This window comes from Thermus sp. 2.9 (genome assembly GCF_000794385.1).
Taxonomy (GTDB): Bacteria; Deinococcota; Deinococci; order Deinococcales; family Thermaceae; genus Thermus; species Thermus thalpophilus.
The window spans coordinates 97,322-122,862 of record NZ_JTJB01000036.1 but is presented as its reverse complement, the minus strand read 5'-3'; the positions used below and the strand labels follow the sequence as shown (position 1 = coordinate 122,862).

Genomic DNA, 25,541 nt, shown 5'->3' with positions numbered 1-25,541 from the left:
CGCCTTCAGTCTAGCCTCCCCTTTGTCAGGGCATGGTCAAGCCCTTTGCTGGGCTTGCCTTGCAAAATCCGTTAGGTCTATGCATCCTAACCCCATGGGCAAGCGCGGCTTTCCCCGGCGAGAACCGAGCCCCAAAGAGGTCCTCACCCACTGCCTCCGCCTCGCCCAGGAGGTGGCCCCTCCCACCCCCACGGGCCGAAGGGGGAGACCCTGGCGCTACTCCCACGCCCTCTACCTCGCCCTCCTCCTAGGCAAGTTACGCTTCGCGTGACCCGCGCCTTCTACAAGCTCACCTACCGGAAAACCGAAGCCGTATCCAAGACCTGATGGAAGACCCCTTCCCCTCCCACCCGTCCCTGGCCCGCTACGCCCTCCACCACCTGGACCCAAGCCTCCTGGAGGACCTCCTCCACCGCCTGGCCCAGGAGGTGGAGGCCCACCTCGCACCCCAAGACCCCGACCCCCCCTTTACCTCATGGACACCACCGGCCTGAGCTACTGGAGCAAGGACCAGGTACTGCGGTACCGCAGGGGGGAGGAGGTGCGGCGGGTGCGGGGGCATAGCCGGCTCCTGGCCCTGGTGCGGTGGGAGCGGGGGATGAAGACGGGGCTTAGGGGTGGGTATTTGGCGGAAAGGAAGCCCAAGACGGCGATGGTGCGGGTGTTCTTGGAGCTTTTGGCTTATGGCCTCAGGGTTCTCTTTTCCCTCCTCCCCCCTCCGCCGGGGTACAAGGCGATTTACTAGGCAAGCCCCCCTTTGCTTGACAGGCTTTCCCGGCCCGTGCTAACCTTCAAAAGGCTGAGGGCGGCTAGCTCAGCGGAAGAGCGCTCGCCTCACACGCGAGAGGTCGTAGGTTCAAGTCCTACGCCGCCCACCACGATGGAAAGGCAAAACTCCCCGCCTTGATAGTGAGGCGGGGAGGCCCTTTTATGGCGATAAGGGATTTGGCCGGTCGAGTTAGGTGTTGTGTGTAGGAATCTGCGTACGGGGAGCACACCGCTCCCAAAGCATCCTCCCCAGCACTCCCTCTACTTCAGCGAAGCCCCGCAACCCTTGGGTAACCCATCTGTTCTGTAAGGGCGATCAAGAACTTCCTTAGGTAGTAGCCGTTCTTGCCGCCGCCGTTTTCCCAGAGGAAAGCTTCCCGGTTGGTCAAGTAGCCTTTTTTGTGGGTTTCTCCTCCACGGCCCAGAGGGGGCCCATGTCCCTGTAGCGCCTGAACGCCCAGTCCTCCCTCGCCCTCAGCATCACCACCGTGGCCAGGTTGCCCAGGCTCCTCTCGCTCGGAAACACCCCCACCACCCCGGTCCTCCGCTTCACCTCCCTGAATAGCCGCTCCCGCACGTTCGCGCGCTTGATCCGCCCAGTACATGGGCCAACACGTCGCACGCCAAGCGCCGCCACCTCGCCCCAGGTAGCTCCGCCATCACCGCCCCACGGATGGATGGGTGGTCGTCGGAAATCACCACCTTCATCCCCCGAAGCCCCCGCTCCACCAAACCCTTCAGAAGGTTCCTCCACGCCTCCTTCCCTTCTCCACCCGCCGGCTGGATGTGCGCTCCTGGTAGCCGGCGGCCAGGTGCTCGGTCATCTCCTCCTCCAGCGCCCGCTCACGGACCGCTTTCACCCCTTACCGAGTGCGCCGGCGGATCTCCTCCTTGGTCAACCGCTGGAGCTTCTCTTGGGTCATCGGACACCTCCAGATTAACCCACAAAATACGCTACGCTACCCGCCCAAACCTTCGCCGGGGGAGAAGGCTTGCGCAATCTACGGGCTTCGCCCGTGACCCAGGTGGTGGACCTCAAACCCATCTCCCTGGCCAAAGGCCTGTTTTTCCCCTTTGGCCTCCCGCCCGGCAACGCTCGGGGAGACTTGGGGGGAAGCGCTTTTGCTTGGGCTTCCCGCCGTCCTGGGGGACCGGGGGTTTCGCTGGGTCCGGGAGGTGAGGAACTGGATAGAAACCCGCTTCAGCGTGATGGTGCGCTCTTTGGGGCTTCCTCGGGTAGGGGTCAGGTCCTTTTGGGGTCTTTTGGCGGGGGTGAACCTCATCCGCAAGGTACGCTATCGCGTGACCTTAGCTCACAACCTCATCCGGAGCCGGATCCTTCTCAGGATGGCAGGGGTGGGGATTTGAGGTAGCACACGAAGGAATGTCTTGACCGACTACAGAATCTTGCACATTTTGAGAAATCCATGATAGGATGGTCTCGCCCGAAAGGGCTAAGCCGAAGCTGGTATGCCTCCCCCACCGCTCATGGAGCGGTGGGCTATAAACTTTCTCACGCCCCGGGGCTAAACTGAGGGTGCCCGGAAAGGGGCGGGCCGATTATGGAAAGGGTGGCCATATTTATTGACGGCTCCAACCTCTACAAGGGGTTGGTGCAGCACCTGGGCTCGGACTATCGGCTGAACTTCGTGGAGTTCATCACCCTCCTCACCGCCGGGAGGCGGCTTCTGCGCGCCTACTACTACAACGCCCCCCTTCCCCCGGAAGACCCCGCGGCCAAGGCCCACCAGAGCTTCCTCAACTACCTGAAGCGGGTGCCCTACGTGGCGGTGCGCCTGGGGCGGCTGGAGCGCCGGGCGGACGGCTTCGTGGAAAAGGGGGTGGACATCCAGATCGCCATTGACATCCTGCGCCTGGCTTACGCCGACGCTTACGACGTGGCGGTGCTGGTGTCGGGGGATGGGGACTTCGCCGAGGTGGTGCGGGTGGTGCAGGACATGGGCAAGCAGGTGGAGAACACCACCTTCCACGCCCTTTCCTCCCACCGCCTGGCCCAGCAGGCGGACCGCTTCTACCCCCTGGACGACTTTCCCTGGGAGAGGCTTCGGGCGCCCAGCCTCCCCCAGGCCCCGGAGGGCGGGGAGGGCTAGAGGAGCTCCTCGGGGCGGAAGAAGAGGGCGATCTCCCTCTGGGCGTCCTCCGGGGTGGCGGAGCCGTGGATCACGTTTTCGTCAATGGTGGTGGCGAAGTCCCCGCGGATGGTGCCCGGGAGGGCGTCCTTGGGGTGGGTGGCCCCCATCATCTTGCGCACCTCGGCGATGGCGTTGGGGCCTTCCAGGACCATGGCCACCACCGGCCCCGAGGTGATGAAGCCCACCAGGCCGGGAAAAAAGGGTTTTTCCCGGTGTTCGGCGTAGTGCTTTTCCGCCAGTTCCTGGGAGAGTCTGAGGGCCTTTAGCCCCACGATGCGGAAGCCCTTGCGCTCAAACCGGGCGAGGATCTCCCCCACCAGGCCGCGCCGGAAGCCGTCGGGTTTGACCATGACGAAGGTGCGCTCCATACCCTTAGGAGTCTAGCAGGTCCTCAGGGGCCTTTGAAGTAGCCCAGGAGGATGTAGCCCACCACCAGGATCCAAAGGGCGATGAGGAGCACGTCCCGCCAGCCGATGCGGGGGCGCTTGGGCGGTTCCATCACCTGGGTGGGGAGCGCGTCGGGCTCCTCCCCCAGCTTCAGCCGCACCGGGGCGCCTCGGGCGGCCTCCAGGGGCAGGGCGTAGGGGCGGTTGCCGCTGGGCAATTCCTCCGGCACCCGCACCACGATGGCGCTCACGTTGTCGGGGCCGCCCCACTCGTTGGCCAGGGCCACCAGGCGCCGGGCGGCCTCCTCGGGGGGGAAGGTTTTCAGGACTTCCTTTAGGGTGCGCTCGTCCAGCACCCCGGAAAGCCCGTCGGTGCAGAGGAGAAACGCATCACCTGGTTCCAGCTTGAGGCCCAGGAGGTCCACCCGGGCCTGGGGGAAGGAGCCCAGGGCGTTGGTGATCACGTTGCGCCAGCGGTGGGTCCGGGCCTCCTCGGGGGTGAGGAGGCCCTGGCGCACCCGTTCCGCCACCCAGGAGTGGTCCTCGGTGAGGAGGGAAAGCTCCCCTTGGCGGAGGAGGTAGGCCCTCGAGTCCCCCACGTGGGCGATGAGGGCGTAGGGGAGGTCCAGGACCAAGGAGGTGGCGGTGGTCCCCATGCCCCGGTTCTCCGGGCGCTGCGCCTCCTGGAAGATGCGCTCGTTGGCCCGTTCAAAGGCCTCGAGGAGGGCTTTGGGGGAGGGCTCCTTGTCCTTCAGGTGTTCCAGGATGGTGTCCACCGCCAGCCTGGCCGCCACCTCCCCCGTGCGGTGCCCCCCCATCCCGTCCGCCACCACGAACACGCCGCCCCAAGGGGTGAGGGCGTGGCCCACGGCGTCCTCGTTCTTGGGGCGCTTGCGGCCGGGGTGGGTTTCCAGGGCGAAGGAGAGCTCCGGCACGGGGGGATTTTACCGCATATCCTTGACGCATACCGCATATGGCGGTAGCTTGAAGGTGAGCCCGGGCCCCAAGAGCCCGGCGGTTTTGTTTTGGGAGGGCGCTATGCACTTTGAGAAAATCGCCCCCTACACCTACCGCATTCCCAAGCAGGGCAAGATGCGGGTGGACGCCGTCTTCTTCGCCTCGGAGGAGATCCTGAAGGACCTGGAGGCGGAAAACTTCGCCTCCTTGCAACAGCTCATGAACGTGGCCACCTTGCCCGGCATCGTGGAGCCGGCCCTGGCCATGCCCGACATTCACTGGGGGTATGGCTTTCCCATCGGCGGGGTGGCGGCCTTTGACCCGGAGGAGGGCGGGGTGGTGAGCCCGGGTGGAGTTGGTTTTGATATAAATTGTGGGGTCCGTCTCTTAGTTTCTCATCTTACTTTACAAGACCTCCTCCCCCGCCAGCGGGAGCTCGCTGACGCCCTTTACCGCCTCATCCCCTCGGGGGTGGGGAGCGAGCGGCGGGACGTGCGCTTCAGCAAGCGCGAGCTCAAGGAAATCCTCAAGGAGGGGGCGGGGTGGCTGGTGAAGCGGGGTTATGGCTACCCCGAGGACGTGCGCTTCATGGAGTCCGAGGGCCGCCTCCCTTGGGCCAACCCCGACAAGGTCTCGGAAAGGGCCTTTGAGCGGGGAGCCCCCCAGATCGGCACCTTGGGAAGCGGCAACCACTTCCTGGAGGTGCAGTACGTGGACGAGGTGTACGACCTCGAGGCCGCGGAGGCCTACGGGCTTTTTAGGGGCCAGATCACCGTCCTCATCCACACGGGAAGCCGGGGCCTGGGCCACCAGGTCTGCCAGGACTACGTGGAGCGCTTCCTCAAGGTGGCCCCCCGCTACGGGATTGAGCTGGTGGACAAGCAGCTGGCGGCGGCCCCCATCCAGAGCCCCGAGGGCCAGGACTACCTCCAGGCCATGGCCGCCGCCGCCAACTTCGCCTTCGCCAACCGCCAGCTCATCGCCCACTTCGTGCGGGAGGCCTTTGAGGCGGTGGGCTACGCGCCCCGGGACCATGGCCTGAGGGTGCTTTACGACCTCGCCCACAACAACGCCAAGTTTGAGGAGCACAAGGGGCGGCGGGTTCTCGTCCACCGCAAGGGGGCCACCCGGGCCTTTGGCCCCGGCAACCCCGAGATCCCCCCGGAGTACCGCCGGGTGGGCCAGCCCGTTTTGGTGCCGGGGGACATGGGCCGCTACTCCTACGTCCTGGCGGGCACGGCCAAGGCCATGGAGGTCTCCTTCGGCTCCAGCTGCCACGGGGCGGGGCGGAAGATGAGCCGCCACCAGGCCAAGCGGGTGGCCCGGGAGCGCAACCTCGTCAAGGAACTTGCGGAGCGGGGCATCCTGGTGCGGGCCGCCACCCGGGCCACGGTGGACGAGGAGATGCCGGAGGCCTACAAGGACGTCTCCCTGGTGGTGGAGGCGGTGGAGGGGGCGGGGATCGGCAAGAAGGTGGCCCGCCTGCGCCCCCTCATCGTGGTGAAGGGCTAAGGCCATTCTCACCGGGCTTTGCTTTCATGGGGGGATGAGGCTTTTTGCCCTCTTCCTCGCCTTGGGGTTCGCCTTCGGCCAAAGCCTTCCCGCCCAGGTCTTCGGCCTCGCCTTTCGGGAGGAGGGGGGGGCTTGGGTGTACGAGGGGAGTGGGAAGCGCTTTGTGTACGTGCCCGGGGTGGGCTGGGCCGAGCCCTTGGGGAACTGGCCCGCCCCGGAAGGGGAGAGGCTTCCCCTGGAAGTCCTAAAGGCCCTGGGCTACTTCCAGGTGCCGGAGGTGGGGGTGCGCTTCGGCAACCAAGGGCGGGCCTTCCGCCTGGTCCTGGACCTTCCCACCTCCTCCCCCCATGCGCCAAAGGAGGGGACGGGGCGGGGAAGCGCCCGCCTCCTCCTTCCCTACCTGGCGCCCCAAGCCCTGGAGGTCCCCTGGCCCCAGGGCCTTTCCGCCTCGGTGCGGCTCCTTCCCGAGGGTACCGAGCTAACCCTTTCCGCCCCCGGGAAGCTCCTCCGCTATCGGCTTTTTCCCCTGGAAAACCCGCCCCGCCTCGTTTTGGACCTCTACCTCCTGGCTCCGGAGGTGGAGGAGGCTTTGGCCCCGGGGGTGCGCTACCGCGAGGTCTGGGCCTTCACCCCGGAGCCCCTCAGGCTTTACCTGGTGGAGGCGGAAAGGGGAAGGCTTCTTCCCGTAGGCACCCCGGGGAAAAGGGCCCTCCCCAAGGACCTGGCCCCGGGGGCCTTGGTGGTGCTCAACGGGGGCTACTTTGACCCCAAGACCGCCACCCCCATCGGGCTTTGGGTCCAGGACGGGGTCACGGTTGCCTACCCCTTTGGCCGGGCCGCCCTGATGTGGGACGATTTCGCCTTCTTTCTGGGCCTTCCCCGCTTTGAGGCGGTGGTGGCGGGGCCCAAGGGGGAGCGGGTGCGGGTGGGGGTGAACGCCTCGAGGGCCCGCTACACCGCCCACACCGTGCCGGGCCCCGTGGGGCGGGAAGGGGAGGAGGTGGCCCTGGTGCGGGAGGACCGGGTGGTGGCCCTCCTCCCCGCCCCGGCGGAGCTTCCCCCGGGGGCTTGGGCCCTTACCTTCCCCAAAGGGGCCCCGCCCTTCCCCTTGGCGCTGGGGGACCGCCTGAGCCTTTACGGGCGGCTGGACCCCCCCTTCCGCTACGCCCTGGAAGGGGGGCCCCTCCTCCTCCAGGAGGGCCGGTACGCCTTTGACCCGGACAAGGAGAACTTTAAAGACCCGAGGCCCCTCTTGGCCGTGGCCCCCCAGGCCGCCGTGGCCTGGACCAAGGAGGGAAGGCTTTGGCTCCTCGTTTCCGAGCCCACCACCCCGGGGGTCCTGGCCCGGGCCCTCCTCGCCCTCGGGGCCTGGAACGCCCTTCGGATGGACGGGGGCGGCTCGGCCCAGCTTTGGGTGAAGGGAGCGTTGCGAAGCCCCTCTTCGGGAAGCCCCCGCCCCGTGGTGAGCGTCCTGGCCCTCTTTGCGCCATAATCGCCTTGTGGGCCCCGGCTTCCACCGCGCCTACGCCAGCCGCCTGGCCTGGCGCCACCGCCTCCTTTTGGCCCTGGGCCTCGCCCTCTTGGGTTTTTTCCACCCCCTTTTTGCCCTCCTTTCCCCCTTCGCCCTCCTCCTGCCAAGCCGCCTTTGGGAGGGAAGGGCCTTAAGGGAGATCGCCCGGGTGACCTCGCCTACCCACCGCCTTGGCCTACGGGAGGAAAGGCTTTGGGCGGAGGCGAGGAAAGCCCCCCTGAAACTTCCACCCTTTCCCAATGGGCTTCTTTTCCTCTACCTTCTGGCCTTGCTCTTGGCCCTTCTCCTCGCCGCTTGGCGGGCGGAAGGGGGTGGGGCCCCTTGGACCCTGCCCGGCCTGGAGCGGCCTGCCCCGCCCCAAGGGGCTTCTGGAAGGGAAGGGCAAGGGGAAGGCTCCAGGGTCCCTGGGGGTGGGGTCCAAGGAAACGGCGCACCCCAGGAAGAGGAAGGCTCCCCGGCCCACGGGGGCGGGGCCAAAGGGAATGGAACACAAGAGGGGGAAGGAATCTCGGGGAGCGGGACGCCCCAAGGGGAAACCCCCCCGCCTTCCCCAGGGGGCGGTACGCTGCAGGGGAAGGGAGAAGGCCCCCCAGCCTCGCCCGGGGCCAGGGGGGAGAGGGCTTCCCCGGCTTCCGAGGGAAGGGCGGGCACCGGGGATGCCCAAAAGGGCCCTCCCGTCCTTCCCCTGACGCCCCAGGGGGAGGAGGCGGGGCTTCTCGCCCCGGGGGAAGGGGGAGGCGCCGCCCTTCCTTCCCCTTGGCCTGGGGGGAGGCCCCCGGAAAGGGTGCGGCGGGGGGTGGAGGTCTACCTGGAGAAGACCCTCCTGGCCCCCGAGGCCCAGGAGCTCATCCGGCGCTATTTCGCCGCTCCATGAGGAGGGCTAGGGCCTCTTCCAGGGAAACGGGGCCCACCTCGAGGCGCCCCGCCACGGGAAAGGCCCCCAAGGACCCCCCGTGGCCGAAGCGGGCCCCCACCTTGAGGTCCACGTCCTGGAGGAGGGCCCGCATCTTGGCGTGCTTCTCCTCCCCGTGCTCGTTGGCGTGGGGGTTTTCCCGCACCTCCACAAGCCTTAGCCCTTCCTCTGCCGCCTCGTAGATGGCGTAGCGGGGAGCGTGGCCGAAGGGCCCCGGGTAGACCCGGCCCTCCTCCTTGCCCAAAGCGATGGCGACGCGCATGGCTTTAGGATACACCCCTGGGGTAAACGCTATCCCTCCCGCCGCCACTCCCCGCTTTTCCCTCCCGCCTTGTGGAGGAGGCGCACCTGGGAGATCACGAGCCCCTTGGAAGCCGCCTTGAGCATGTCGTACACCGTGAGGGCCGCCACGGCGCAGGCGGTTAGGGCCTCCATCTCCACCCCGGTTTCCGCCTTGGTGCGGGCCGTGGCCTCTATGCGCACCTGCTTTTCCTCCCGCAAGAGCTCCACCTTCACCTCCACCCCTGTGAGGGGAAGTGGGTGGCAGAGGGGGATGAGGTCCGCCGTCTTCTTGGCCCCCTGAATGCCGGCGAGTTGGGCCACCGTCAAGGGGTCCCCCTTGCCCACCCCCCCTTTTCCAAGGCCAAGAGGGCCTCCTCCGTGAGCTCCACGAAGGCCTCGGCGGTGGCGGCGCGGAAGGTCTTTGGCTTTTCCGTCACGTCCACCATCTGGGGCTTGCCGTCCTTGAAGTGGGTGAGGTCCATGGTCCCAGTGTAGTACCCTAAGGGGGGTGCCCAGGGAGAGCGTCTTGGTGGTGGGGGCGGGGATCCTGGGGCTATCCGCCGCCCACTTCTTGGCCCAGAAGGGGCTTCCGGTCCTCGTTTTGGAGCGGGAAGCCCCCCTTTCCTGCACCAGCGACAAGTCCACGGAGTGCTACCGGGTCTTTTGGCCCGGGGAGGAGTCCTTGGCCGCCTTGGTGGCCCATGGCCTGGAGCACCTGGGCCCCTTTGCGGAGGCGGCCCGGATGAAGCCCCGGGGCTACCTCTACCTGGGCCGGGCGGAGGACCTCCTCGCCCTGGCCCAGGCCGCTCCCCACGCCGGGCCCTTGCGGGTCCACCGCAAGGCCGCCACCTACCCCGAAGGGGCGGAAGAGGGGATGGACCTCCTCCTGCCCGGGGCCCTGGGGGAGGTTTTCCCCTACCTGGCCCACCTGAAGGCCAGGGCGGGGCTCCACGTGCGCAGGGCGGGCTGGCTTTCCGCCCAAGGCCTGGGGATGGCCCTATTGGAGGCCTTGCGGGCGGCGGGGGGAAGGGTGGTGCGGGGGGAGTTTTTGGGCTTGGAGGGGAAAGGCTCCGCCTGGGTGCGGCTTGAGGGGAAGGAAGAGGTCTGGTCCTTCCTCGCCCTGGTCCTGGCCCCCGGGCCCGGCCTTCTTCCCCTCCTGCGGGGGCTAGACCCTGGCCTTCCCGTGGCGGCCGAGCCCCACTTCAAGGCCTGGTTTCCCGATCCCTTGCGCCTCTTCCCCCGGGAGGCCCCCCTCCTCATCTGGAACGAGCCCGGGGAGATCTTCTCCCCCGAGGAGCGGGCCCTCCTGGCGGAGGCGGAGGACCTCGCCCCCCTCCTCGGCCCCTTGCCCCCGGGGGCCCACGGGCGGCCCGAGGGGGAAGGCTTCCTCGCCCTCTATAACCCCTGGCCCCGGGCGGAGGAACCCCGGGCCTGCGGCCCCACCCCGCCTTCTTGGGCGGGGGAGGTGGCCCTGCGGGGCCTGTTCCCCATCTTGCCGGGCCTTAGGGCCTACCTGGGGGTGCGGCCCCGGGTGGACGGGGGGTACTACGTGCGCACCCCGGAGAACCTGCCCCTTTTGGGCCCCGTGGCCGAAGGGGTCTACCTCCTCGCCGCCTTTTCCGGCTATGGGGTCATGGCCGCCTTGGGGGCGGGGGAGGTACTGGCCCGGATGGTCCTGGGGGAGGCGCTTCCCCCCTGGGCCTATTCCTTCCTGCCTGCCCGCTACCGCGACCCCGGCTACCGCCCCCAGGGGGCGGCGGCCCGGGCCCAGCTTTAGAGGGCGAACTCCTTGAGGAGCCCTTCCAGGTCCAAGGCCTCCTTCTGCCCCAGGGCGGGGTAGACCTCGGGGTAGCGGGGGAGGTAGGCCTTAAGGCGCTCCTCAAAGGTGGGCACCTCCGCCTTCCAGAAGACCCCGGTGGGGATCCTTTCCCCCCACTCCGCCGCCTTTTCCTGGAACTTGGCCATTTTTTGGTCTAGCTCCTCGGGGGAGAGCCCTTCGGGAACATAGGGGTCGTAGCCCTCCTCCTGGAGCTTGTAGAGCCTGAGGGCGAACCACTCCTTGGTGTGCAGGTCGTTGTAGGTGGGGCAGGGCTGCAGGACGTGGAGGAAGGCGAGGCCCTTGTGGGTTATGCCCTCCTTGATGAGCTCTTTTAGGCCCTTCACGTCGTAGGCGTAGCCCCGGGCGATCCAGGTGTACCCCGCGGCGAAGGCCAGGAGGAGGGGGTTAATGCGCCCTTGGGGGTTGGGCTTGGGCAGGCTCTTGGTCTTCTCCCCCAGGCCCAAGGTGGGCCCCGCCTGCCCCTTGGTGAGGCCGTAGACCTCGTTGTCGTAGAGGATGTAGAGCATGTCCACGTTCCTCCGGCCCGAGGCCACGAAGTGCCCGGCCCCGATGCCCAGGCCGTCCCCGTCCCCTCCCACCGCCACCACGGTGAGGTGGGGGTTGGCCAGCTTGGCCCCCTGGGCCACGGGCAGGACGCGCCCGTGGAGGGTGTGGACGCCGTAGACGTTCAGGTAGTGGGGGGTCTTGGCCGAGCAGCCGATGCCGGAGAAGACCACGGTCTGGCTCGGGTTCTTCTTCAGCTCAAAGAGGGCCATCTGGAGGGCGGAGAGGATGCCGTAGTCCCCGCAGCCCGGGCACCAGTCGGGCTGCTTCTCCGCCTTGTAGTCCTGAAGCTTAAGCTCCACCATGCTAGACTCCCTTCCTCAAGACCAGGCGCTCGGGGGCCGTCCCCGCGAGCACCGCTTTGAGCGCCTCCACCGCCTCGTCCAGGGTGATGGGACGGCCGTTGTACTTCACCACCCGGTGGTGGACCTTCTTCAGGGTTTCCTGCTGCACCAGATCGGCGAGCTGCCCGGAGTAGTTGTGCTCCACGGTGACGAGCCGCTTCCCCTCCAGGAGGGGGCCGATCTCGGGGAAGGGCCAAAGGAGCTTTAGGTGCAGGTACCCCACCCCGGGGAGGTGGTCCAAGGCTTCCAGGAGGGTTCCCTTCACCGTGCCGAAGCCCAGGACCAAAACGTCCCCATCCCGGTAAAGGGTGTACTGGTCCTCCAGGGGGATTTCCCGCCGGGCGGTGCGGAGCTTTTCCATGCGCTTTTCCATCTGGTACTCCCGGAGGACGGGGTCTTCCGTGATGTGCCCCTCGAGGTCGTGCTCGTCCGAGGTCATCCAGTAGAAGCCCCCTGGGGTCCCGAGGGGGATGAAGGGGGAGATGCCGTCTTCCGCGGGGGCGTAGCGCTCGTAAGGGCCAAAGCCCTCCCGGGGCGCCAGCCGTTTCTCCCCGTTTTGGGGAAGGGGCGTGAGGGCCTCCTTGGGGAGGCTTTGCGCCATGGAGGCCAGGAACTTGTCCAGGAGGTGGACCACCACCGTCTGGTACCGCCAGGCCCAGGCCAGGGCTTTCTGGGCGTCCAAGAAGGCGTCCAGGATGTCGCCGGAGGCGAGGACGAGCCTGGGATACTCCCCGTGCCCGCCCCGGATGGCGAAGAGGAGGTCCCCCTGCTCCGTGCGGGTGGGAAGCCCCGTGGAGGGCCCGCCCCGCTGGTAGAGGGTCACCACCAAGGGGGCCTCAATCATCCCGGCGAAGCCCATCCCCTCGGCCATGAGGCTGAAGCCGGGGCCGCTGGTGGCGGTGGCCGCCCTGGCCCCGGTGAGGGCGGCGCCAATGGCCATGGTCACCGCGGCGATTTCGTCCTCCGTCTGCACCACGGCCACGTCCGCTCCTTGGAAGTTGGTGTGGGCCTCGAGGTAAACGCTTTCGTCCGTGGCCGGGCTGATGGGGTAGTAGGTCTGGAAGCGAAGCCCCCCGGCGAGCTTGCCAAGGGCGGCGGCCTGGGCCCCGGTGAGGTAGACCCGGCCCGGCTCGTAGCCGTTTAGGCGGAGGGAAAGGGAAAGCCTCGGCACCTCCTCCCGGTAGACTGCCTGGGCCACCTTCTCGTTGAGCTCCAGCACCTTCCCCCTAAACTGCAGGGCCAAGGCCTCCAGCAGGGGTTCTAGGGGAAAGCCCAGGAGGTGGAGGCTCGCCGCCACGGCGATGGTGTTCAGGGTGCGCCGGGTCTGCAACGAGGGCACCCCGAGCTCCGCCCCAATGCGGTCCGCCACCTCCTCATAGGGGTAGGGGAGGGGTTGGACGCCCGCCTCGGCGTAAGCGGCGAGGATCTCCTTAAGGCTTGGGTCGCCCTTGCCAAAGCGCTCGGCCAGGGCCTCCTGCACCCGGTGGTCCAACATGGGGAGCTTGTGCACCGAAAGGTCCAGCACCTTGGGGTCGTAAAGGAGCACCCCCCCAGGCCGCACCTCGCCCAGGTGGCGGGCTAGGGTTTCCCCGTCCAGGGCCACCAGGAAGTCCACCCTGTCCCGGAAGGCCCCCACGGGTTTTCGCCCCAGGCGTACGTCCAGGTAGGAGTGCCGCCCCATGATGTTGGAGTGGTACTCCCGCTTGGTGGCCACCCACCACCCCCCCTTGGCCACGGCCCGGGCGAAAAGGGTGGCCGCCGTCTCTATCCCGCCCCCTTGGGGGCCGCCCACGCGCCAAGTGAACTCCTCCATAAGCCCTCCTTGGTCCAGGACTACGCTACTCCTTATGCCTCGGGTTGGCTAGGGGCATTTGCCCGAATCACTCCTCCTGGTCCGCTTGGTGGAGCCTTTTGCCCCAGAGGGTCTTGGGGGCGTGGTGCTCCAGGACCAGGGCCCGCACGAGGGGGTCTTCTATGCGCTCGGCGGCGTAGAGGGCGTGGTGGCGGCGCACCTGGAAGGCCCCAAGAAGCCCTGAGCGCAAGGGGTAGGGGGGAAGGGGCGGGGCGAAAAGCCCCGTGAGGATGCGTTCCAGGGGGCGGTAGGGCCTTAGGGCCTTGCCGGCGTCGTGAAGGAGGGCGGCCCGCACCGCCTCCGGTGGGGCCTCCGGGTGGGCTTGGAGGAGGCGGCGGGCCACCCGCACCGCGTGGGCCCGGTCCCGGGGGTCCATGGCCAGGTAAAGGGCCCTTTCGCCTTCCTTCAAGAAGGCCAAGGCGAAGCCATCCTCCGGCGCCGCCCTTTGGGGGAAGAAGGCCAGGAAAAGGCGAAAAAGCCGCTTTTTCAGCCGGGCGAGCCGGCCTGCCATCCTAGATGAACTTCTTCAGCATGTTGGCGATTTCTTCGGGCTTCTTGGGGTCCACCTTGCCCTCGGAAACCTCGGTGGCGCAGACGTTTAGGAACTCGTGGAGGATTAGGGTGGCCGCCGCCTCCATGGCCTTCTTGGTGGCGGTCATCTGGGTGAGGACCTCGTCGCAGGGGCGGCCTTCCGCCACCATCTTCTGCAGGCCCCGAACCTGGCCCTCAATGCGCCGAAGACGCTTCAGGATGTTTTCCACGGTGTCTTGTCCCAGCTCGGTGGTCTTGGTCATGGGGGCATTATATACCACTACCCCCTATGTTGTCCTCGCTCACGGGTTCCTCGGGCTCCGGGGCCTTGGGTTTGCGCACCCAAAGGAGCTTCCCCCCCAGGAGGCGGGCGATCTGGTGAAGGCGGGTTTCGGGGTCTTTTCCCATCTCTCCTTCCGGAGGCCGAGCCTCCCGCGGGGCCGGAGGGGGAGGTTCCGGGGCCGGGGGAGGGGGTTTAGGCTTGGGGCTTACCGGCTCAGGGGTTTTTTTTTCCAGAACGAAATGGACCTCCTCCACCCCGAAGTGGGCTTGGGCCAAGGGCAAAAGGGCCGCCTTTTGCTCCACCGCCCGCTTGTGGTGGAAGGCCTTGCCTTCGGGGAAGCGGAGGTAGAGGGCGGACCCCACCACCTCGGGCCTGGCCTCCCGCACGAAGGCCCGCAGGGTGGGCCGAAGGGCCTCCAAAAAGGCGCGGAAGCGGGGAGCCAAGGCTTCTTCCCCACTGGGCTTCGGTTGGGCCTCGCCCTCACCCCGGCGCGGCGGGGTGGGGGGGCCAAGGGGTCAAACTCGGGCAAGGGGGGTTCCGGGGGCGGGGCCTGGGCGGGTTCCGCCGGGGCCTTGGGGGTGGGGGCGAAGGCGGCGAGGAGGGCCGCCTCCAGGGCCAGGAGGTCGGAGCGCCGAGCCAGGCGCTCCAGGGCCTCGTCCAGCCGGGTGAGGGCGGCGAGGAGGGCCTCGGGGGGAAGGGAAAGGGACCTTCCCGGAAGGCCGTAGGCGGCGTAGAGCGCTTCCCGCAAGGCTTCCATGAGCCCCCCCACCAGGCTCCTGGGGGCGAAGCCCTGGCCGTAGAGCCTGCGGGCTTCCTCCAGGGCCTCCTTCATCCGGCCCTCTCCCAGGGCCTGGGCGAGGCTGAAAAGGGCCTCCTTGGGGGGAAGGCCCAAGGCCTCCTCCACCTTGGCCCGGGTGAGGGGGTCCTCCAGGAGGAGGAGGCGGTCCAGGAGGCTTTCCGCATCCCGCATGGCCCCGTCCGCCAGGCGGGCCACCAGGAGAAGGGCTTCCCGTTCCGCCCGCCGGCCCAGGTCCTCGAGGATGCGCGTGAGCTTGGCGGCGATCTCCTCCTCCGTGAGGCGGCGGAAGCGGTAATGCTGCGTGCGGGAGAGGATGGTGGGGGGCATCCTTTCCGGCTCCGTGGTGGCGAAGACGAAGAGGACGTGGGGCGGGGGCTCCTCCAGGGTCTTGAGGAGGGCGTTGAAGGCGCTTTTGGAGAGCATGTGGGCCTCGTCCAGGATGAAGACCTTCTTGGGGGCGACAAGGGGGGCGAGGAGGATCCTTTCCCTAAGCTCCCGCACGTCCTCCACCGAGTTGTTGCTGGCGGCGTCAATCTCCACCACGTCGGGGTGGGCTCCTTTTTGCACCGCCTGGCAGTGGGCGCAGGCCCCGCAGGGGCGCTCCTCCCCTTGGCAGCCCACACCCATGGCCAGGAGGCGGGCGGTGGTGGTCTTCCCCACGCCCCGGGGGCCGGAGAAGAGGTAGGCCTGGGCCAGCCGCCCTTCCCGGATGGCCCGGGTGAGGGGTTCCTTCACGTGCTCTTGGCCCACCACCTCGGCGAAGGTGAGGGGGCGCACCCGGCGGTAGAGGGCGCTCACAAGGGCTAGTATAGGGCGTGGTGCGGAGCTTCCTCTCCTTCCATGTGGAGGCCCCCCCAGAGCGGGTGGTGGCCTGGGCCCAAAGCGAAACCCGGGGGGCCGGGGTCTACGTGGTGCCCGACAGCCCATGGGTGAGCCTCTATCACGAGGCCCTCGAGGCCGACGAAGATCCAAAGGCCATAAGGGCCTTCCTGGAGGCGCTTTCCCATCTGGGGCCCGCCCTGGCCTTTATGGTCCTAAACGAGGAGGACCTCCTCTTCCTCCTGGCGGAAGAGGGCAAGGGGGTGGCGGAGCTCCGGCGGGGCCCGGAGCTGGGGGAGGCTCTCCTGGCCCCCGAGGCCCTCCTTCCCCTTCTGCAAGGGGCGGCGCGGATGCCCCCCCTAAACGCCGTTCAGGCCCTGGCCGCCCACTTCGGCCTCCACCCCGACCACGCCCTTCTGGGATTCTTGGACCTTCTGGAGGCGGAGGAGGAAGGAGGCTTGCCCGAGGAGGTGGTCTACCTTGAGTGAGGCCTTGCTGGTGAAGGTGGGAGGAAGCCTAAGGGGGGCTGAGGCCCTTTTGAACGAGCTCGCCGCTTACCCCGGGCCCCTGGTTTTGGTTCACGGGGGCGGCCCCGAGATCGGGGCCCTCCTCGCCCGGCTGGGGTACGAGAGCCGCTTCGTGGGGGGCCTCCGCGTAACCCCCAAGGAGCAGGTGGAGGCGGTGGAGATGGCCCTTTACCTCACGGGCAAGCGCCTGGCGGAGGGGCTTTCCAGAAGGGGCAGGAAGGCCATCGCCCTTTCCGGCCGGGACGCCTTGTGCCTTCGGGGCCGGGCCTTGCCGGAGCTGGGCCGGGTGGGGGAGGTGGTGGGGGTGGAGGCGGGGCTCCTCTTGGACCTTCTGGAAAAGGGCTACACCCCCCTCCTCGCCCCCATCGCCCTGGACGAGGAGGGCCCCCTAAACGTCAACGCCGACACCGCCGCCGCGGCGGTGGCTGGGGCCTTGGGCTGGCCCGCCCTTTTCCTCACCGACGTGGAAGGGGTGTACCGCGACCCCACGGACCCCAAGACCCGCCTTCCCCACCTCACCCCGGAAGAGGTGGAGGCCCTAAAGCGGCAAGGGGTCATCCAAGGGGGGATGATCCCCAAGGTGGAAGCGGCCCTGGCGGCCCTTCGGGCCGGGGCTCCTTGGGCGGCCATCGCCAAGGGGGGGCCTGGGGTCTTGGAGGGGGTCCGCCTGGGCCAGGCGGGGACCCGCTTCACCCTAGGAGCCGGAGAAAAGCCCGCATAAACTCGGGGAGGTCCTTCGGGCCCTGGGCGGTCACCAGGGTGCCGTCCACCACCACCCCTTCCTCCTGGTAAAGCCCCCCGGCGTTCACCAGGTCGTCCCGGATGGAGGCGAAGCCCGTGACCCTTTTGCCCCGCACCAGCCCGGCGCTGATGAGGACCCAGCCCGCATGGCAGATGGCCCCTAAGGGTTTGCCCGCTTCCGCCACCCTCCGCACCAGGTCCAAGACGGCCGGGCTTCGGCGCAGGTAGTCGGGGGCGAAGCCCCCGGGAATGAGAAGCCCGGCGAGCTCCGGGGCCTCCGCCGCCCCCAGCTCCGCCTTCCAGGCAAAGCCCGACTTGGCCCGGTACTCCCGGGCCTCCGGCCCCAGGACCACCGGCAGGTAGCCCGCCTCCAGTACCCGGTAGTAGGGGTAGAGGAACTCCCGCTCGTCAAAGAGGTCCGCCAGCAGGATCCCGATGCGCTTCACGCCACACCTCCAGGAACTCCTTCAGGATATTCCCCGTCACCCCCCAGATGTCCACCCCCCGCCAGGGGAAGTGCCAGACGGTGCGGCCCAAGCGCACCTCGCTCCAGGGGGAAAGGCTTAAGAGCTCCTCCAAGGGGGCCAGGAGGACCTCCGCCACCTCCTCCGGGTTAGGCTCTAGGGCGGGGAGGTCCTCCCGGAAGACCACCACGGGCTGCACCCAAAACCCCTGGGGGGAAAGGGTAGGGGAGAGGAAGCCTAAAGGCTCCACCCCCTTTAGCCCCACCTCCTCCGCCGCCTCCCGCAGGGCTGCTTCCACCACCCCTTCCCCCGGCTCCACCACCCCCCCGGGGAAACTCACCTGGCCGGCGTGGGTGGGGAGGTGGGGGCTACGCCGGGTGAAGAGGAGGTGGCCCCCCCAAGAGGGGAACCGCCACCGCCGCCAAGCGGAAGCCCACGGGCGGGGCTACCGCTGGCAGGCTTTGAGGGAGCGCCTTCTTAAGGCGGTCTCGGGGTCCAGGCCCTTTTTGGCGAAAAGCCCCACCAGGTTCCAAAGCGCCTCCTCGAGGTCCCCTTCCTCCAGGGCTCGCTTAAGCCCTTCCTCGCTTCCCGGGTCTACCCCCTTCTTCTGGAGCTCGTAGGCCCGGAGGAGGGTGGGGAGGTGCTGGGGCAGGCCGCAGGGGTCTTCCCGCTTCCCCTCTTGGGCCTTTAGGTCTTCCCAGCGGGCCTTCACCTCCTCCGGGGTGTTGGCCTTGGCCTCCCCGAAGACGTGGGGGTGGCGGCGGATGAGCTTCTCCACGATGGCCCCTTCCACATCGGCGTAGGAAAACCGCCCCTCCTCCTCGGCGATGACGCTGTGGAAGGCCACCTGCAAGAGGACGTCCCCCAGCTCCTCCGCCATCTCCTTGGGGTTGCCTTTAAGGAGGGCGTCCGCCGCTTCGGAAGCCTCCTCCAAAAGGTAGGGCACCAGGCTCTCGTGGGTCTGGGCCCGGTCCCAAGGGCACCCCCCGGGGCCCCTGAGGCGGCGCATCACCTCAAGCAGGCGTTCCATGCCCCCCATTCTCCCGCAAAAGGAGCCCGCCCAAAAGGGATAGCCCCACCAAAAGGAGGCTTAAGGGGTCCATGGGGGCAGGCTCCAGGACCACCCCCGCCGGGGTGGGCACGGGGAGCCCGGTGGTGCGGGTGAGGAGGAAGAGGAGGAAAAGCCCCCCCACCAAAAGGCGCCCCGCCCGAAGCCAACTGGGTCCAAGGCGCACCTCTAGAAGGGGGAGAAGGAGGAGGGAAAGCCCAAAGCCGAGCTCCAAGGCCAAAAGGACCATGAAGAGGAGCCCGTACCAGAAACCCGGGGTCGCTAAGGCCAAGGCGGGGTCTTTCAGGCGGAAGACCTCCCCGCAAAGCCCCCCGCCCAAGGGGGTATCCCCCAGGCCGAGGAGCTGGAGGAAGAAGGGGAGGGTAAGGAGGATCCCGGCCAAGCGGAGCATGGAGGGCATCTTACCCCGGTGAAGTACATTTGTTCCCCCCAAAGCCCCTATCCTGAGGCCATGCGGCGCGGGATGGTCCTTTTTCTTCTCCTCGGTTTTGCCCTGGCGCAAGAGGTGCGGGTGGTGGAGGGCTGGGTCCGGTATCCGGCCACCCTGGCCGTCACCGCCGCCTACCTGACCCTGGAAAACCTGGGGGACGCCCCCTTGCGCCTGGTGGGGGCGGAGGCGGCGTGGGCGGAGCGGGTGGAGCTCCACGGTACCTTCCACCAGGAAAAAGACGGCAAGATGGTCATGGGGATGCGGCCCGTGGACTTCGCCGAGGTCCCGCCTAAGGGCAGGCTTGTCCTCAAGCCCGGGGGATACCACCTCATGCTCTTCAACCTCAGGCGGCCCCTCAAGCTGGGGGAGAGGGTGGAGCTTGTCCTCAAGTTCCAAAACGGTACCCAGCTTAAGGTACGCCTACCCGTGGAGGAACGATGAGGCGGCTATGGCTTCCCCTTGCCCTTTTGGCCCTCTTGGGGGTGGCCTACCTTTTCCTGCCCAAGGGGCATAGCTTCCACGGCACCCGGCTCATGAACCCCAAGCCCGTGGACTTCACCTTGGAAGGCCCGAAGGGCCCGGTGCGCCTGGCGGATTTGGGCGAGGTGGTCCTCCTCTTCTTCGGCTACGTCCACTGCCCCGATGTCTGCCCCACCACCCTCCTGGCCCTGAAGCGGGCCTATGAGGGGCTTTCCCCCGCGGAGCAGGCGCGGGTGCGGGTGGTCTTCGTCAGCGTGGACCCGGAGCGGGATTCCCCCGAGGTGGCGGACCGCTACGCCAAGAACTTCCACCCCAGCTTCCTGGGCCTTTCCGGAAGCCCTGAGGCCATCCAGGAGGTGGCCCAACGCTTTGGCGTCTACTACCAGAAGACCCAGTACCGGGGGCCGGGGGAGTACCTGGTGGACCACACCGCCACCACCTTCGTGGTGCGGGGGGGGAGGCTCGTCCTCCTCTTCAGCCCCGAGAAGGTGGAGGCCACGGACAAGGTGGTGGCGGACCTCAGGGCTTTGTTGTAGAATGACCGAATGGCGGATCTAAAAGAACTCCTGGACAAGGCGCGGGAAGCGGTTAGGGAAGCGGCGGGGGAGGCGGAAAAGCGCCTTTTGGAGCTCAAGGAGAAGCTGGACCAGGACAAGGACGGCCGGCCCGACGTGGTGGAGCGGGCCCTGGAGGAGGCCAAAAAGGCTTTGGAGGAGGCCAAGGCCCGGCTCAAGGAGCTGGACCAAGACCAAGACGGGGTCCCCGACCGCCTGAGGGGCCTGGCCGAGGCCGCCAAAAAGGCGGCGGAAACCGCCAGGGCCAAGGCGGAGGAGGCCGCCCGCCTCCTCCGGGAGCGCCTGGGCCGGGGCTAGCCCAAGGCCACGTCCAGGGCCATCATGGTGGCGAAGCCCACCATGACCCCGAAGGTGGACACGTCCCCGTTGCCCTCCGCCTGGCTTTCCGGGATCACCTCCTCCACGATGACGAAGATCATGGCCCCCGCCGCCAGGGCCATGAGGTAGGGGAGGAGGGCCATCATCTGCCCTACCAAGAGCGCCCCCAAGACCGCTCCCAGGGGTTCCACGAGGGCGGAAAGCTGGCCGTAAAAAAAGGCGAGCCCCGCGCCCACCCCCGCCCGCCGCAGGGGCCAGGCCACCGCCAGGCCCTCGGGCAGGTTCTGAAGCCCGATGCCCACGGCCAAGGCGATGGCTCCCCCCAGGCTCGCCGCCCCCGTGGGGTCCAGGCCGGCGGCCCCGAAGGCCACCCCCACGGCGAGCCCTTCGGGGAAGTTGTGCAGGGTGATGGCCAGGATGAGGAGGGTGGTGCGCCGCCAGTGGGTGGGGAGGCCTTCCGCCTGGGCCCCGGGGAAAAGGTGCACGTGGGGCAGTAAGCGGTCCAACAAGCGGAGAAACCCCCCGCCCAGGAGGAAGCCCACCACCGCCGGAACCAGGGGGTTTTGCCCTTGGGCCTCCGCCATCTCCATCCCGGGCAGGAGGAGGGAGAAGACGCTGGCCGCCAGCATCACCCCGGCGGCGAAGCCCAGCATGCCGTCCAGGAGCTTGCGGCTCGGCTCCCGGGCCAGGAAGACGCTGGCCGCCCCCACTGCGGTGAGGCCCCAGGTGAAGAGGCCCCCAAGAAGGGCGTGGAGAACCGGGGTGTCCATGCCCCCGATTTTAGGGGAACCTAAATCCCGGGGCAAGCCCGCTTTGGGGTATCCTGAGGTAAGGTATGCTGGATAAGCTTGCGCGCTTAGAAGAAGAGTACCGGGAGCTGGAAGTGCTCCTCGCCGACCCCGGGGTCTTAAAGGACCCCAAGCGCTACCAGAACCTTTCCCGGCGGTATGCGGAGATGGGGGAGATCATCGCCCTCATTCGGGAGTACCGAAAGGTGCTGGAGGACCTCGAGGGCCTGGAAACCCTTCTGGAAGACCCCGAACTCAAGGAGGAAGCCAAGGCGGAAAAGGAGCGGCTTCTCACCCGGAAGGAAGCGCTAGAAAAGGAGCTTGAGCGCCACCTCCTGCCCAAAGACCCCATGGACGAGCGGGACGCCATCGTGGAGATTCGTGCCGGCACCGGGGGCGAGGAGGCGGCCCTCTTCGCCCGCGACCTCCTGGAGATGTACCTCCGCTTCGCCGAGGAGATGGGCTTTGAAACGGAGATCCTGGACTCCAACCCCACAGACCTTGGCGGCTTTTCCAAGGTGGTCTTTGAGGTGCGGGGGCCCGGGGCCTACGGCACCTTCAAGTACGAAAGCGGGGTTCACCGGGTGCAGCGGGTCCCGGCCACGGAAACCCAGGGGCGGATCCACACCTCCACCGCCACCGTGGCGGTCTTGCCCAAGGCGGAGGAGGCGGACTTCCAGCTCAACATGGACGAGGTCCGCATTGACGTGATGCGGGCCTCGGGGCCGGGCGGGCAGGGGGTGAACACCACGGACTCCGCGGTGCGGGTGGTCCACCTGCCCACGGGGATCATGGTCACCTGCCAAGACTCCCGCAGCCAGATCAAGAACCGGGAGAAGGCCCTCATGATCCTCCGTAGCCGCCTCCTGGAGATGAAGCGGGCGGAGGAGGCGGAAAAGCTCCGCCAGACCCGCCTGGCCCAGATCGGCACCGGGGAGCGCTCGGAGAAGATCCGCACCTACAACTTTCCCCAGTCCCGGGTCACGGACCACCGCATCGGCTTCACCACCCACGACCTCGAGGGCGTCCTCTCGGGCCACCTCCAGCCCCTCTTGGAGGCCCTCAAGCGGGCCGACCAGGAGCGCCAGCTGGAGGCCATGACGGAAGCGTGATGCGCCGCGAGATCCTGGTGGTGGCGGCCATCCTTCTGGACCGCCAGGGGCGGGTCCTCTTGGTGGGGAACGACTGGGGCCGCCGGGGCCAGGTGCGCTACACCCTCCCCGGGGGCACGGTGGAGCCGGGGGAAACGGTGTTGGAAGCCCTGGCGCGGGAGGTGCGGGAGGAAACGGGGCTTAGCGTCAAGGCGGTGGAGCACCTGGCCTATGTGATCCAGGTGGAGGACCGCCGCAAGAACGAGCGCACCTTGGCCCTGGCCTTCAAGGCCACCTACGAGGGGCTTTTGAACCCCAAGGACCCCGACGGGCACATCGTGGAAGCCCGCTTCTTCACCCCGGAGGAGGTGGCGGCTCGGCTCGCCGAGAAAGGCCCCTTGCGGGAGCCCCTTTTGGACTACCTTTCCGGGGAGCGGGGCCGCTTTTACGCCTACGCGGGCTGGGGCCAGCCGGGGGTGCGGGTTTAGGGGCCGAGCTTCCGCTTCAAGTAGCTTAAAAGCTCCTCTAAGGTGCGCCGCAAGGCCCGTTGCTCCTCGGCCAGGGCTTCCAGGGGGTCTTTGGGCGCCTCGCTTCCCGCGAAGGTCTTGAAAAGCAAGGTGGCGTTGCCGCACCGGGGGCAGGACACCTCCGCCGGGCGCACCGAGGGGGCGTAGAAGACCCGGGCCCCGCACCGGGGGCAAAGGAGGTACTTGGCCCCCAAGGCCTCCCCTTTGCGCACCGCCTCGGCCAGCTCCCGAGCCTCTTCCCGGGGGAAGCCCAGGAAGTAGTCCTCCCCCAGCTGGACCAGGCCCAGGGTTTCCTCCGTGACCTTCAAGTCGCCCCGCTTGCCCTCGGGCACCTCCCAGGTGAAGCCGTTCCAGCGGAAGTGGCGGAGGTGCTTTTTCCCCTCCAGGTCCTCTATTTCCACGATGAGCTGGAGGTTCGGGTCTTTGGGATAGTAAAAAAGGCGCACCGCCTGGACGCCGGAAAGGCTTTTGTTGCGGGGAAGGGTGTAGCTCAAAGGCCCTTCTCCCCGGGCCGGGTAGCCCACCAGGCGCTCCAGGTCGTAGATGGTGAGGCCGGGGCGCTCCATGTCCCCGAAGAGGAGGCGCTCCACGTAGCGGAAGGCGGCCTCGAGGCCGGGATCCATGGCAGGATTTTACCCTAAAGGGGGCCATAATGGACTCATGGCCCTTCTCTTCACGCCCTTAGAGCTCCGCGGCGTGCGGCTCAAGAACCGCCTCTCCATGTCCCCCATGTGCCAGTACTCGGCCACGGAGGACGGGGAGGTCACGGACTGGCACCTCCTCCACTACCCCACCCGGGCCCTGGGGGGCGTGGGGCTCGTCCTCCTCGAGGCCACCGCCGTCCTCCCCGAGGGGCGCATCAGTCCCTTTGACCTGGGCATCTGGTCCGAGGACCACCTGCCGGGGCTAAAGGAGCTCGCCCGGCGCATCCAGGAGGCGGGGGCGGTGCCCGGCATCCAGCTGGCCCACGCCGGGCGCAAGGCGGGGGTGGCACGGCCCTGGGAAGGGGGGAAGCCCTTGGGCTGGCGGGTGGTGGGGCCAAGCCCCATCCCCTTCGCTGAAGGCTACCCCGTGCCCGAGCCCTTGGACGAGGGGGGGATGGCGCGGGTCCTCGAGGCCTTTGTGGCGGGGGCCAAGCGGGCCCTGCGGGCGGGCTTCCGGGTGGTGGAGCTCCACATGGCCCACGGCTACCTCCTCTCCTCCTTCCTCTCCCCTTTGAGCAACCGGCGGGAGGACGCCTATGGGGGAAGCCTGGAAAACCGCATGCGCTTTCCCCTGGAGGTGGCGAGGGCGGTGCGGGAGGCCCTTCCCCCCGAGGTTCCCCTTTTCGTGCGGGTTTCCGCCACGGACTGGGGGGAAGGGGGGTGGGGCCTGGAGGACACCCTGGCCTTCGCCGAGCGGCTTAAGGCCCTGGGGGTGGACCTTTTGGACCTCTCCAGCGGGGGGGTGGTGCCGGGGGTGAGGATCCCCGTGGCCCCGGGCTTCCAGGTGCCCTTCGCCGATGCGGTGCGCAAGCGGGTGGGGCTTCGCACCGGGGCGGTGGGCCTCATCACCACCCCGGAGCAGGCGGAGACCCTTCTGCAGGCGGGAAGCGCCGACCTCGTCCTCCTGGGGCGGGTGCTCCTCCGCGACCCCTACTTCCCCTTGCGGGCGGCCCAGGCCCTGGGGGTCAAGGCGGAGGTGCCGCCCCAGTACGACCGGGCCTTCTAGCCCCCCTGGAGGATGGCCAGGAGGGCTTCCCGGTGGGCCAGGTAGGCGGCCCGCCCCTTGGGGGTGAGCCTCACCCAGGTCTTGGGCCTGCGGCCCACAAAGCCCTTCCGCACCGCCACGTACCCCGCCTCCTCCAGCTTCTGCAGGTGGCTTGCCAGGTTCCCCTCGGTGAGCCCTAGGGCGTTTTTGAGCCAGGAGAACTCCACCTCAGCCTCCTCCCCCAAGGCGGCCAGGAGGGCCATGAGGCGGAGGCGGGTCTCCTGGTGGATCAAGGGGTCCAGCGCCATACGAGCCGCGCCCCTAGGAGGAGGGCGAAGAGGCCCACCAAGGCCATGCCCCAGGGCCACCCTTCGGGGAAGAGGCGGTAGAGCAGGAGGGCGAGGAGGAAGAGGCCCAGGCCGCCCAAGAAAAGCTCGCGTGCCTTCCAGAGAGCCCCGGTGAGGGCGAGGCCGAAGGCCACGAGGCTCACCAGGAAGCTCTGCCCCTCGAGGCCCCGGGGAGGGAGGAGAAACGCCCAGTGCAGGAGGTAGAAGAGGGTGAGGAGCCCCCACAGGGCGAAGGTGAGGAGGCCCCCTTCGCTTCGCACCGCCTCCCCCTGCCTGAACCCCAGGTAGAAGGTGAGGAGGGTGGCGAGGGGAGCGGTGAGGGCGAAGAAGGGCCCCGCCCAGGCGGGGCGCAGGGCCAGGAGAAGGTAGCCCAGGGCCCAGACCCCGCCCCAGAGGACCAGGTACCACCCCCCGAGGAGGGCCACCCTAAGCCGTACCTCCCGTTGGCTGGCCTGGGCGGCCTCCAGAAGGTGGCGCGCCTCCTCCCGCCTCATGGCCGCCCTCCCCCCAGGAGAAGCCTCAGGTAGAACCCGCCGGGGAAGGCGGGGGAGTAGGTGTACCCCGCCCCGAGCCCCACCGCCCAGCCCCCTTTCGGGCCCAGGAAGCGAAAGGCCCGCACCCCCAGGTCCAGGAGGAACCCCCCCTGTTGGCCCACCTCCCCACCCCCCAGGCCCAGGCCGGGCAGGAGGTAGAAGCCCTTCCCCAGGGAAAGCCAAGGCCCCACCATCAAGGCGCCGCCCCTACCCCAGGGCCCGCCCCAGGCCTCCCCGCCCAGGGCCAGGCCGTGGAAGGTGCCAAAACCCCCACCCCCGCCTTGGAACCCCCCTTGGTAGCCCAGGAAGCCGTAGCCCAGGGAGCCCGCCAGGGCGGGGGTGGCGAGGGTCAGGACCGCCAGCGCTCGCGCCATCCGCCGCATGCTCACCTCCTACAAACTACTTTGTAATGCAAAGTTAAGAGGATGTCAAGGGGCGCGGGGAGGTAA

Annotated in this window: 35 protein-coding genes, 1 tRNA gene and 5 pseudogenes; 18 read left to right on the top strand and 23 right to left on the bottom strand. The window is 68.2% G+C overall.

Going from position 1 to position 25,541, the window contains the following annotated elements; all coding sequences use genetic code 11:
• Positions 1-94: 94 nt before the first annotated feature.
• The 4 genes and pseudogenes from QT17_RS14080 (at position 95) to QT17_RS10045 (ending at position 878) form a co-directional block, all read left to right on the top strand.
• Positions 95-271: a hypothetical protein gene (locus QT17_RS14080; RefSeq protein WP_200883394.1), complete on the top strand. Its 177-nt coding sequence runs from the start codon at positions 95-97 to the stop codon at positions 269-271.
• A gap of 55 nt (positions 272-326) precedes the next feature.
• Positions 327-494: a hypothetical protein gene (locus QT17_RS15050; RefSeq protein WP_369792390.1), complete on the top strand. Its 168-nt coding sequence runs from the start codon at positions 327-329 to the stop codon at positions 492-494.
• Positions 422-745: pseudogene (locus QT17_RS10050) on the top strand (hypothetical protein); the annotation flags it as partial. The gene QT17_RS15050 and the pseudogene QT17_RS10050, both read left to right, overlap by 73 nt.
• A 58-nt stretch (positions 746-803) precedes the next feature.
• A tRNA-Val gene (locus tag QT17_RS10045) sits at positions 804-878 on the top strand.
• 275 nt (positions 879-1,153) lie between these two features.
• Here the strand turns inward: QT17_RS10045 and QT17_RS13890 are convergent.
• Genes QT17_RS13890 through QT17_RS14545 form a run of 3 tightly spaced genes read right to left on the bottom strand, consistent with a single transcriptional unit; the run spans position 1,154 to position 1,628 of the window.
• Complete coding sequence (locus QT17_RS13890; RefSeq protein ID WP_255347465.1) at positions 1,154-1,390, bottom strand: transposase; 237 nt, start codon at positions 1,388-1,390, stop codon at positions 1,154-1,156.
• Positions 1,318-1,497 (bottom strand): transposase, encoded by a 180-nt coding sequence (locus QT17_RS15045; protein ID WP_369792388.1) that lies wholly within the window; start codon positions 1,495-1,497, stop codon positions 1,318-1,320. Before QT17_RS15045 ends, QT17_RS13890 begins: the two co-directional genes overlap by 73 nt.
• 8 nt (positions 1,498-1,505) lie before the next feature.
• Entirely contained in the window at positions 1,506-1,628 is a 123-nt protein-coding gene (locus QT17_RS14545; protein WP_235283900.1) for a transposase, read from the bottom strand.
• A 262-nt stretch (positions 1,629-1,890) separates the two neighbouring features.
• Here QT17_RS14545 and QT17_RS14075 point away from each other — a divergent pair, with 262 nt between their 5' ends.
• Together QT17_RS14075 and QT17_RS10030 are read left to right on the top strand one after the other, a co-directional pair.
• Entirely contained in the window at positions 1,891-2,136 is a 246-nt protein-coding gene (locus QT17_RS14075; protein ID WP_052155199.1) for a hypothetical protein, read from the top strand.
• A gap of 194 nt (positions 2,137-2,330) precedes the next feature.
• On the top strand, positions 2,331-2,879 hold the full coding sequence (locus tag QT17_RS10030; protein WP_039459654.1) for an NYN domain-containing protein: 549 nt from the start codon (positions 2,331-2,333) through the stop codon (positions 2,877-2,879).
• On the opposite strand, the gene ndk is transcribed toward QT17_RS10030, so the two are convergent.
• The gene (gene ndk / locus QT17_RS10025) at positions 2,876-3,289 is read right to left on the bottom strand and encodes a nucleoside-diphosphate kinase (RefSeq protein WP_018110318.1); all 414 of its coding nucleotides are present in this window, start codon (positions 3,287-3,289) and stop codon (positions 2,876-2,878) included. The genes QT17_RS10030 and ndk overlap by 4 nt on opposite strands.
• A gap of 23 nt (positions 3,290-3,312) precedes the next feature.
• Positions 3,313-4,242, bottom strand: a complete 930-nt coding sequence (locus QT17_RS10020; protein ID WP_039459652.1) for a PP2C family serine/threonine-protein phosphatase — start codon at positions 4,240-4,242, stop codon at positions 3,313-3,315.
• Positions 4,243-4,345: 103 nt separating this feature from the next.
• Here QT17_RS10020 and rtcB point away from each other — a divergent pair, with 103 nt between their 5' ends.
• The 3 genes from rtcB to QT17_RS10005 are packed head-to-tail and all read left to right on the top strand — an operon-like array spanning position 4,346 to position 8,181.
• Entirely contained in the window at positions 4,346-5,776 is a 1,431-nt protein-coding gene (gene rtcB, locus QT17_RS10015) for an RNA ligase RtcB (protein ID WP_039459650.1), read from the top strand.
• Between the two features lie 34 nt (positions 5,777-5,810).
• Positions 5,811-7,268, top strand: coding sequence for a phosphodiester glycosidase family protein (locus QT17_RS10010; protein WP_039459648.1), 1,458 nt, complete (start codon positions 5,811-5,813; stop codon positions 7,266-7,268).
• A gap of 7 nt (positions 7,269-7,275) precedes the next feature.
• Positions 7,276-8,181, top strand: a complete 906-nt coding sequence (locus tag QT17_RS10005; protein WP_039459647.1) for a hypothetical protein — start codon at positions 7,276-7,278, stop codon at positions 8,179-8,181.
• Here the strand turns inward: QT17_RS10005 and QT17_RS10000 are convergent.
• Entirely contained in the window at positions 8,153-8,482 is a 330-nt protein-coding gene (locus QT17_RS10000) for a NifB/NifX family molybdenum-iron cluster-binding protein (protein WP_039459645.1), read from the bottom strand. The genes QT17_RS10005 and QT17_RS10000 overlap by 29 nt on opposite strands.
• Positions 8,483-8,511: 29 nt before the next feature.
• Positions 8,512-8,984: pseudogene (gene moaC / locus QT17_RS09995) on the bottom strand (cyclic pyranopterin monophosphate synthase MoaC).
• A gap of 26 nt (positions 8,985-9,010) precedes the next feature.
• Here moaC and QT17_RS09990 point away from each other — a divergent pair.
• Positions 9,011-10,279 (top strand): FAD-binding oxidoreductase, encoded by a 1,269-nt coding sequence (locus QT17_RS09990; RefSeq protein WP_039459642.1) that lies wholly within the window; start codon positions 9,011-9,013, stop codon positions 10,277-10,279.
• Here QT17_RS09990 and QT17_RS09985 read toward each other — a convergent pair.
• The 7 genes and pseudogenes from QT17_RS09985 to dnaX all read right to left on the bottom strand — a co-directional run.
• Positions 10,276-11,190, bottom strand: a complete 915-nt coding sequence (locus tag QT17_RS09985) for a 2-oxoacid:ferredoxin oxidoreductase subunit beta (RefSeq protein WP_039459639.1) — start codon at positions 11,188-11,190, stop codon at positions 10,276-10,278. The two genes, QT17_RS09990 and QT17_RS09985, sit on opposite strands and share 4 nt — an antisense overlap.
• 1 nt (position 11,191) lies before the next feature.
• Entirely contained in the window at positions 11,192-13,042 is a 1,851-nt protein-coding gene (locus tag QT17_RS09980; protein WP_039459637.1) for a 2-oxoacid:acceptor oxidoreductase subunit alpha, read from the bottom strand.
• Positions 13,043-13,109: 67 nt separating this feature from the next.
• The gene (locus tag QT17_RS09975; RefSeq protein WP_152607378.1) at positions 13,110-13,592 is read right to left on the bottom strand and encodes an HD domain-containing protein; all 483 of its coding nucleotides are present in this window, start codon (positions 13,590-13,592) and stop codon (positions 13,110-13,112) included.
• 1 nt (position 13,593) lies between these two features.
• The gene (locus QT17_RS09970) at positions 13,594-13,875 is read right to left on the bottom strand and encodes a metal-sensitive transcriptional regulator (protein ID WP_039459634.1); all 282 of its coding nucleotides are present in this window, start codon (positions 13,873-13,875) and stop codon (positions 13,594-13,596) included.
• 7 nt (positions 13,876-13,882) lie between these two features.
• On the bottom strand, positions 13,883-14,020 hold the full coding sequence (locus QT17_RS14540; protein WP_235283898.1) for a hypothetical protein: 138 nt from the start codon (positions 14,018-14,020) through the stop codon (positions 13,883-13,885).
• A 90-nt stretch (positions 14,021-14,110) separates the two neighbouring features.
• Positions 14,111-14,314: pseudogene (locus QT17_RS15040) on the bottom strand (DNA polymerase III subunit gamma/tau); the annotation flags it as partial.
• Between the two features lie 164 nt (positions 14,315-14,478).
• Positions 14,479-15,621 (bottom strand): annotated as a pseudogene (gene dnaX, locus QT17_RS13085) (DNA polymerase III subunit gamma/tau); the annotation flags it as partial.
• On the opposite strand from dnaX, the gene QT17_RS09960 reads away from it, so the two are divergent.
• Positions 15,510-16,001, top strand: coding sequence for a hypothetical protein (locus tag QT17_RS09960; RefSeq protein ID WP_152607377.1), 492 nt, complete (start codon positions 15,510-15,512; stop codon positions 15,999-16,001). The pseudogene dnaX and the gene QT17_RS09960 overlap by 112 nt on opposite strands.
• On the top strand, positions 15,994-16,761 hold the full coding sequence (gene argB, locus QT17_RS09955; protein WP_039459632.1) for an acetylglutamate kinase: 768 nt from the start codon (positions 15,994-15,996) through the stop codon (positions 16,759-16,761). The genes QT17_RS09960 and argB overlap by 8 nt, the downstream gene beginning before the upstream one ends.
• Here argB and QT17_RS09950 read toward each other — a convergent pair.
• The 4 genes and pseudogenes from QT17_RS09950 to QT17_RS09935 form a co-directional block, all read right to left on the bottom strand.
• Positions 16,730-17,227: a type 1 glutamine amidotransferase domain-containing protein gene (locus tag QT17_RS09950; RefSeq protein ID WP_039459629.1), complete on the bottom strand. Its 498-nt coding sequence runs from the start codon at positions 17,225-17,227 to the stop codon at positions 16,730-16,732. The two genes, argB and QT17_RS09950, sit on opposite strands and share 32 nt — an antisense overlap.
• Positions 17,190-17,661: pseudogene (locus QT17_RS09945) on the bottom strand (CoA pyrophosphatase). Before QT17_RS09945 ends, QT17_RS09950 begins: the two are co-directional and overlap by 38 nt.
• A 29-nt stretch (positions 17,662-17,690) precedes the next feature.
• Positions 17,691-18,284: a MazG family protein gene (locus QT17_RS09940; protein WP_039459626.1), complete on the bottom strand. Its 594-nt coding sequence runs from the start codon at positions 18,282-18,284 to the stop codon at positions 17,691-17,693.
• Complete coding sequence (locus QT17_RS09935) at positions 18,259-18,705, bottom strand: hypothetical protein (protein ID WP_039459625.1); 447 nt, start codon at positions 18,703-18,705, stop codon at positions 18,259-18,261. The genes QT17_RS09940 and QT17_RS09935 overlap by 26 nt, the downstream gene beginning before the upstream one ends.
• Positions 18,706-18,765: 60 nt before the next feature.
• On the opposite strand from QT17_RS09935, the gene QT17_RS09930 reads away from it, so the two are divergent.
• The 3 genes from QT17_RS09930 to QT17_RS09920 are packed head-to-tail and all read left to right on the top strand — an operon-like array spanning position 18,766 to position 20,096.
• Positions 18,766-19,185, top strand: coding sequence for a copper chaperone PCu(A)C (locus QT17_RS09930; protein WP_039459719.1), 420 nt, complete (start codon positions 18,766-18,768; stop codon positions 19,183-19,185).
• Positions 19,182-19,760 (top strand): SCO family protein, encoded by a 579-nt coding sequence (locus tag QT17_RS09925; protein WP_039459623.1) that lies wholly within the window; start codon positions 19,182-19,184, stop codon positions 19,758-19,760. Before QT17_RS09930 ends, QT17_RS09925 begins: the two co-directional genes overlap by 4 nt.
• A 9-nt stretch (positions 19,761-19,769) precedes the next feature.
• A complete protein-coding gene (locus tag QT17_RS09920; RefSeq protein ID WP_039459621.1) occupies positions 19,770-20,096 on the top strand; it encodes a hypothetical protein in 327 nt (108 codons plus the stop codon).
• Here the strand turns inward: QT17_RS09920 and QT17_RS09915 are convergent.
• Complete coding sequence (locus QT17_RS09915) at positions 20,093-20,887, bottom strand: ZIP family metal transporter (protein WP_039459618.1); 795 nt, start codon at positions 20,885-20,887, stop codon at positions 20,093-20,095. The genes QT17_RS09920 and QT17_RS09915 overlap by 4 nt on opposite strands.
• 65 nt (positions 20,888-20,952) lie before the next feature.
• Between QT17_RS09915 and prfA the strand changes: the two genes are divergently transcribed.
• Positions 20,953-22,017, top strand: coding sequence for a peptide chain release factor 1 (prfA, locus tag QT17_RS09910; protein WP_039459617.1), 1,065 nt, complete (start codon positions 20,953-20,955; stop codon positions 22,015-22,017).
• Entirely contained in the window at positions 22,017-22,484 is a 468-nt protein-coding gene (locus tag QT17_RS09905) for an NUDIX hydrolase (RefSeq protein WP_039459614.1), read from the top strand. The genes prfA and QT17_RS09905 overlap by 1 nt, the downstream gene beginning before the upstream one ends.
• On the opposite strand, the gene QT17_RS09900 is transcribed toward QT17_RS09905, so the two are convergent.
• Positions 22,481-23,146, bottom strand: coding sequence for a hypothetical protein (locus QT17_RS09900; RefSeq protein ID WP_039459611.1), 666 nt, complete (start codon positions 23,144-23,146; stop codon positions 22,481-22,483). The genes QT17_RS09905 and QT17_RS09900 overlap by 4 nt on opposite strands.
• 37 nt (positions 23,147-23,183) lie before the next feature.
• Between QT17_RS09900 and QT17_RS09895 the strand changes: the two genes are divergently transcribed.
• Positions 23,184-24,233 carry an NADH:flavin oxidoreductase/NADH oxidase gene (locus QT17_RS09895; RefSeq protein ID WP_039459609.1) on the top strand — a complete coding sequence of 350 codons (1,050 nt, stop codon included), beginning with the start codon at positions 23,184-23,186 and terminating at the stop codon, positions 24,231-24,233.
• Here QT17_RS09895 and QT17_RS09890 read toward each other — a convergent pair.
• The 3 genes from QT17_RS09890 to QT17_RS14890 are packed head-to-tail and all read right to left on the bottom strand — an operon-like array spanning position 24,230 to position 25,475.
• On the bottom strand, positions 24,230-24,520 hold the full coding sequence (locus QT17_RS09890; RefSeq protein WP_152607376.1) for a transcriptional regulator: 291 nt from the start codon (positions 24,518-24,520) through the stop codon (positions 24,230-24,232). The genes QT17_RS09895 and QT17_RS09890 overlap by 4 nt on opposite strands.
• Positions 24,502-25,053: a hypothetical protein gene (locus QT17_RS09885; protein WP_039459607.1), complete on the bottom strand. Its 552-nt coding sequence runs from the start codon at positions 25,051-25,053 to the stop codon at positions 24,502-24,504. Before QT17_RS09885 ends, QT17_RS09890 begins: the two co-directional genes overlap by 19 nt.
• The gene (locus tag QT17_RS14890; protein ID WP_152607375.1) at positions 25,050-25,475 is read right to left on the bottom strand and encodes a hypothetical protein; all 426 of its coding nucleotides are present in this window, start codon (positions 25,473-25,475) and stop codon (positions 25,050-25,052) included. The genes QT17_RS09885 and QT17_RS14890 overlap by 4 nt, the downstream gene beginning before the upstream one ends.
• Positions 25,476-25,541 lie beyond the last annotated feature (66 nt).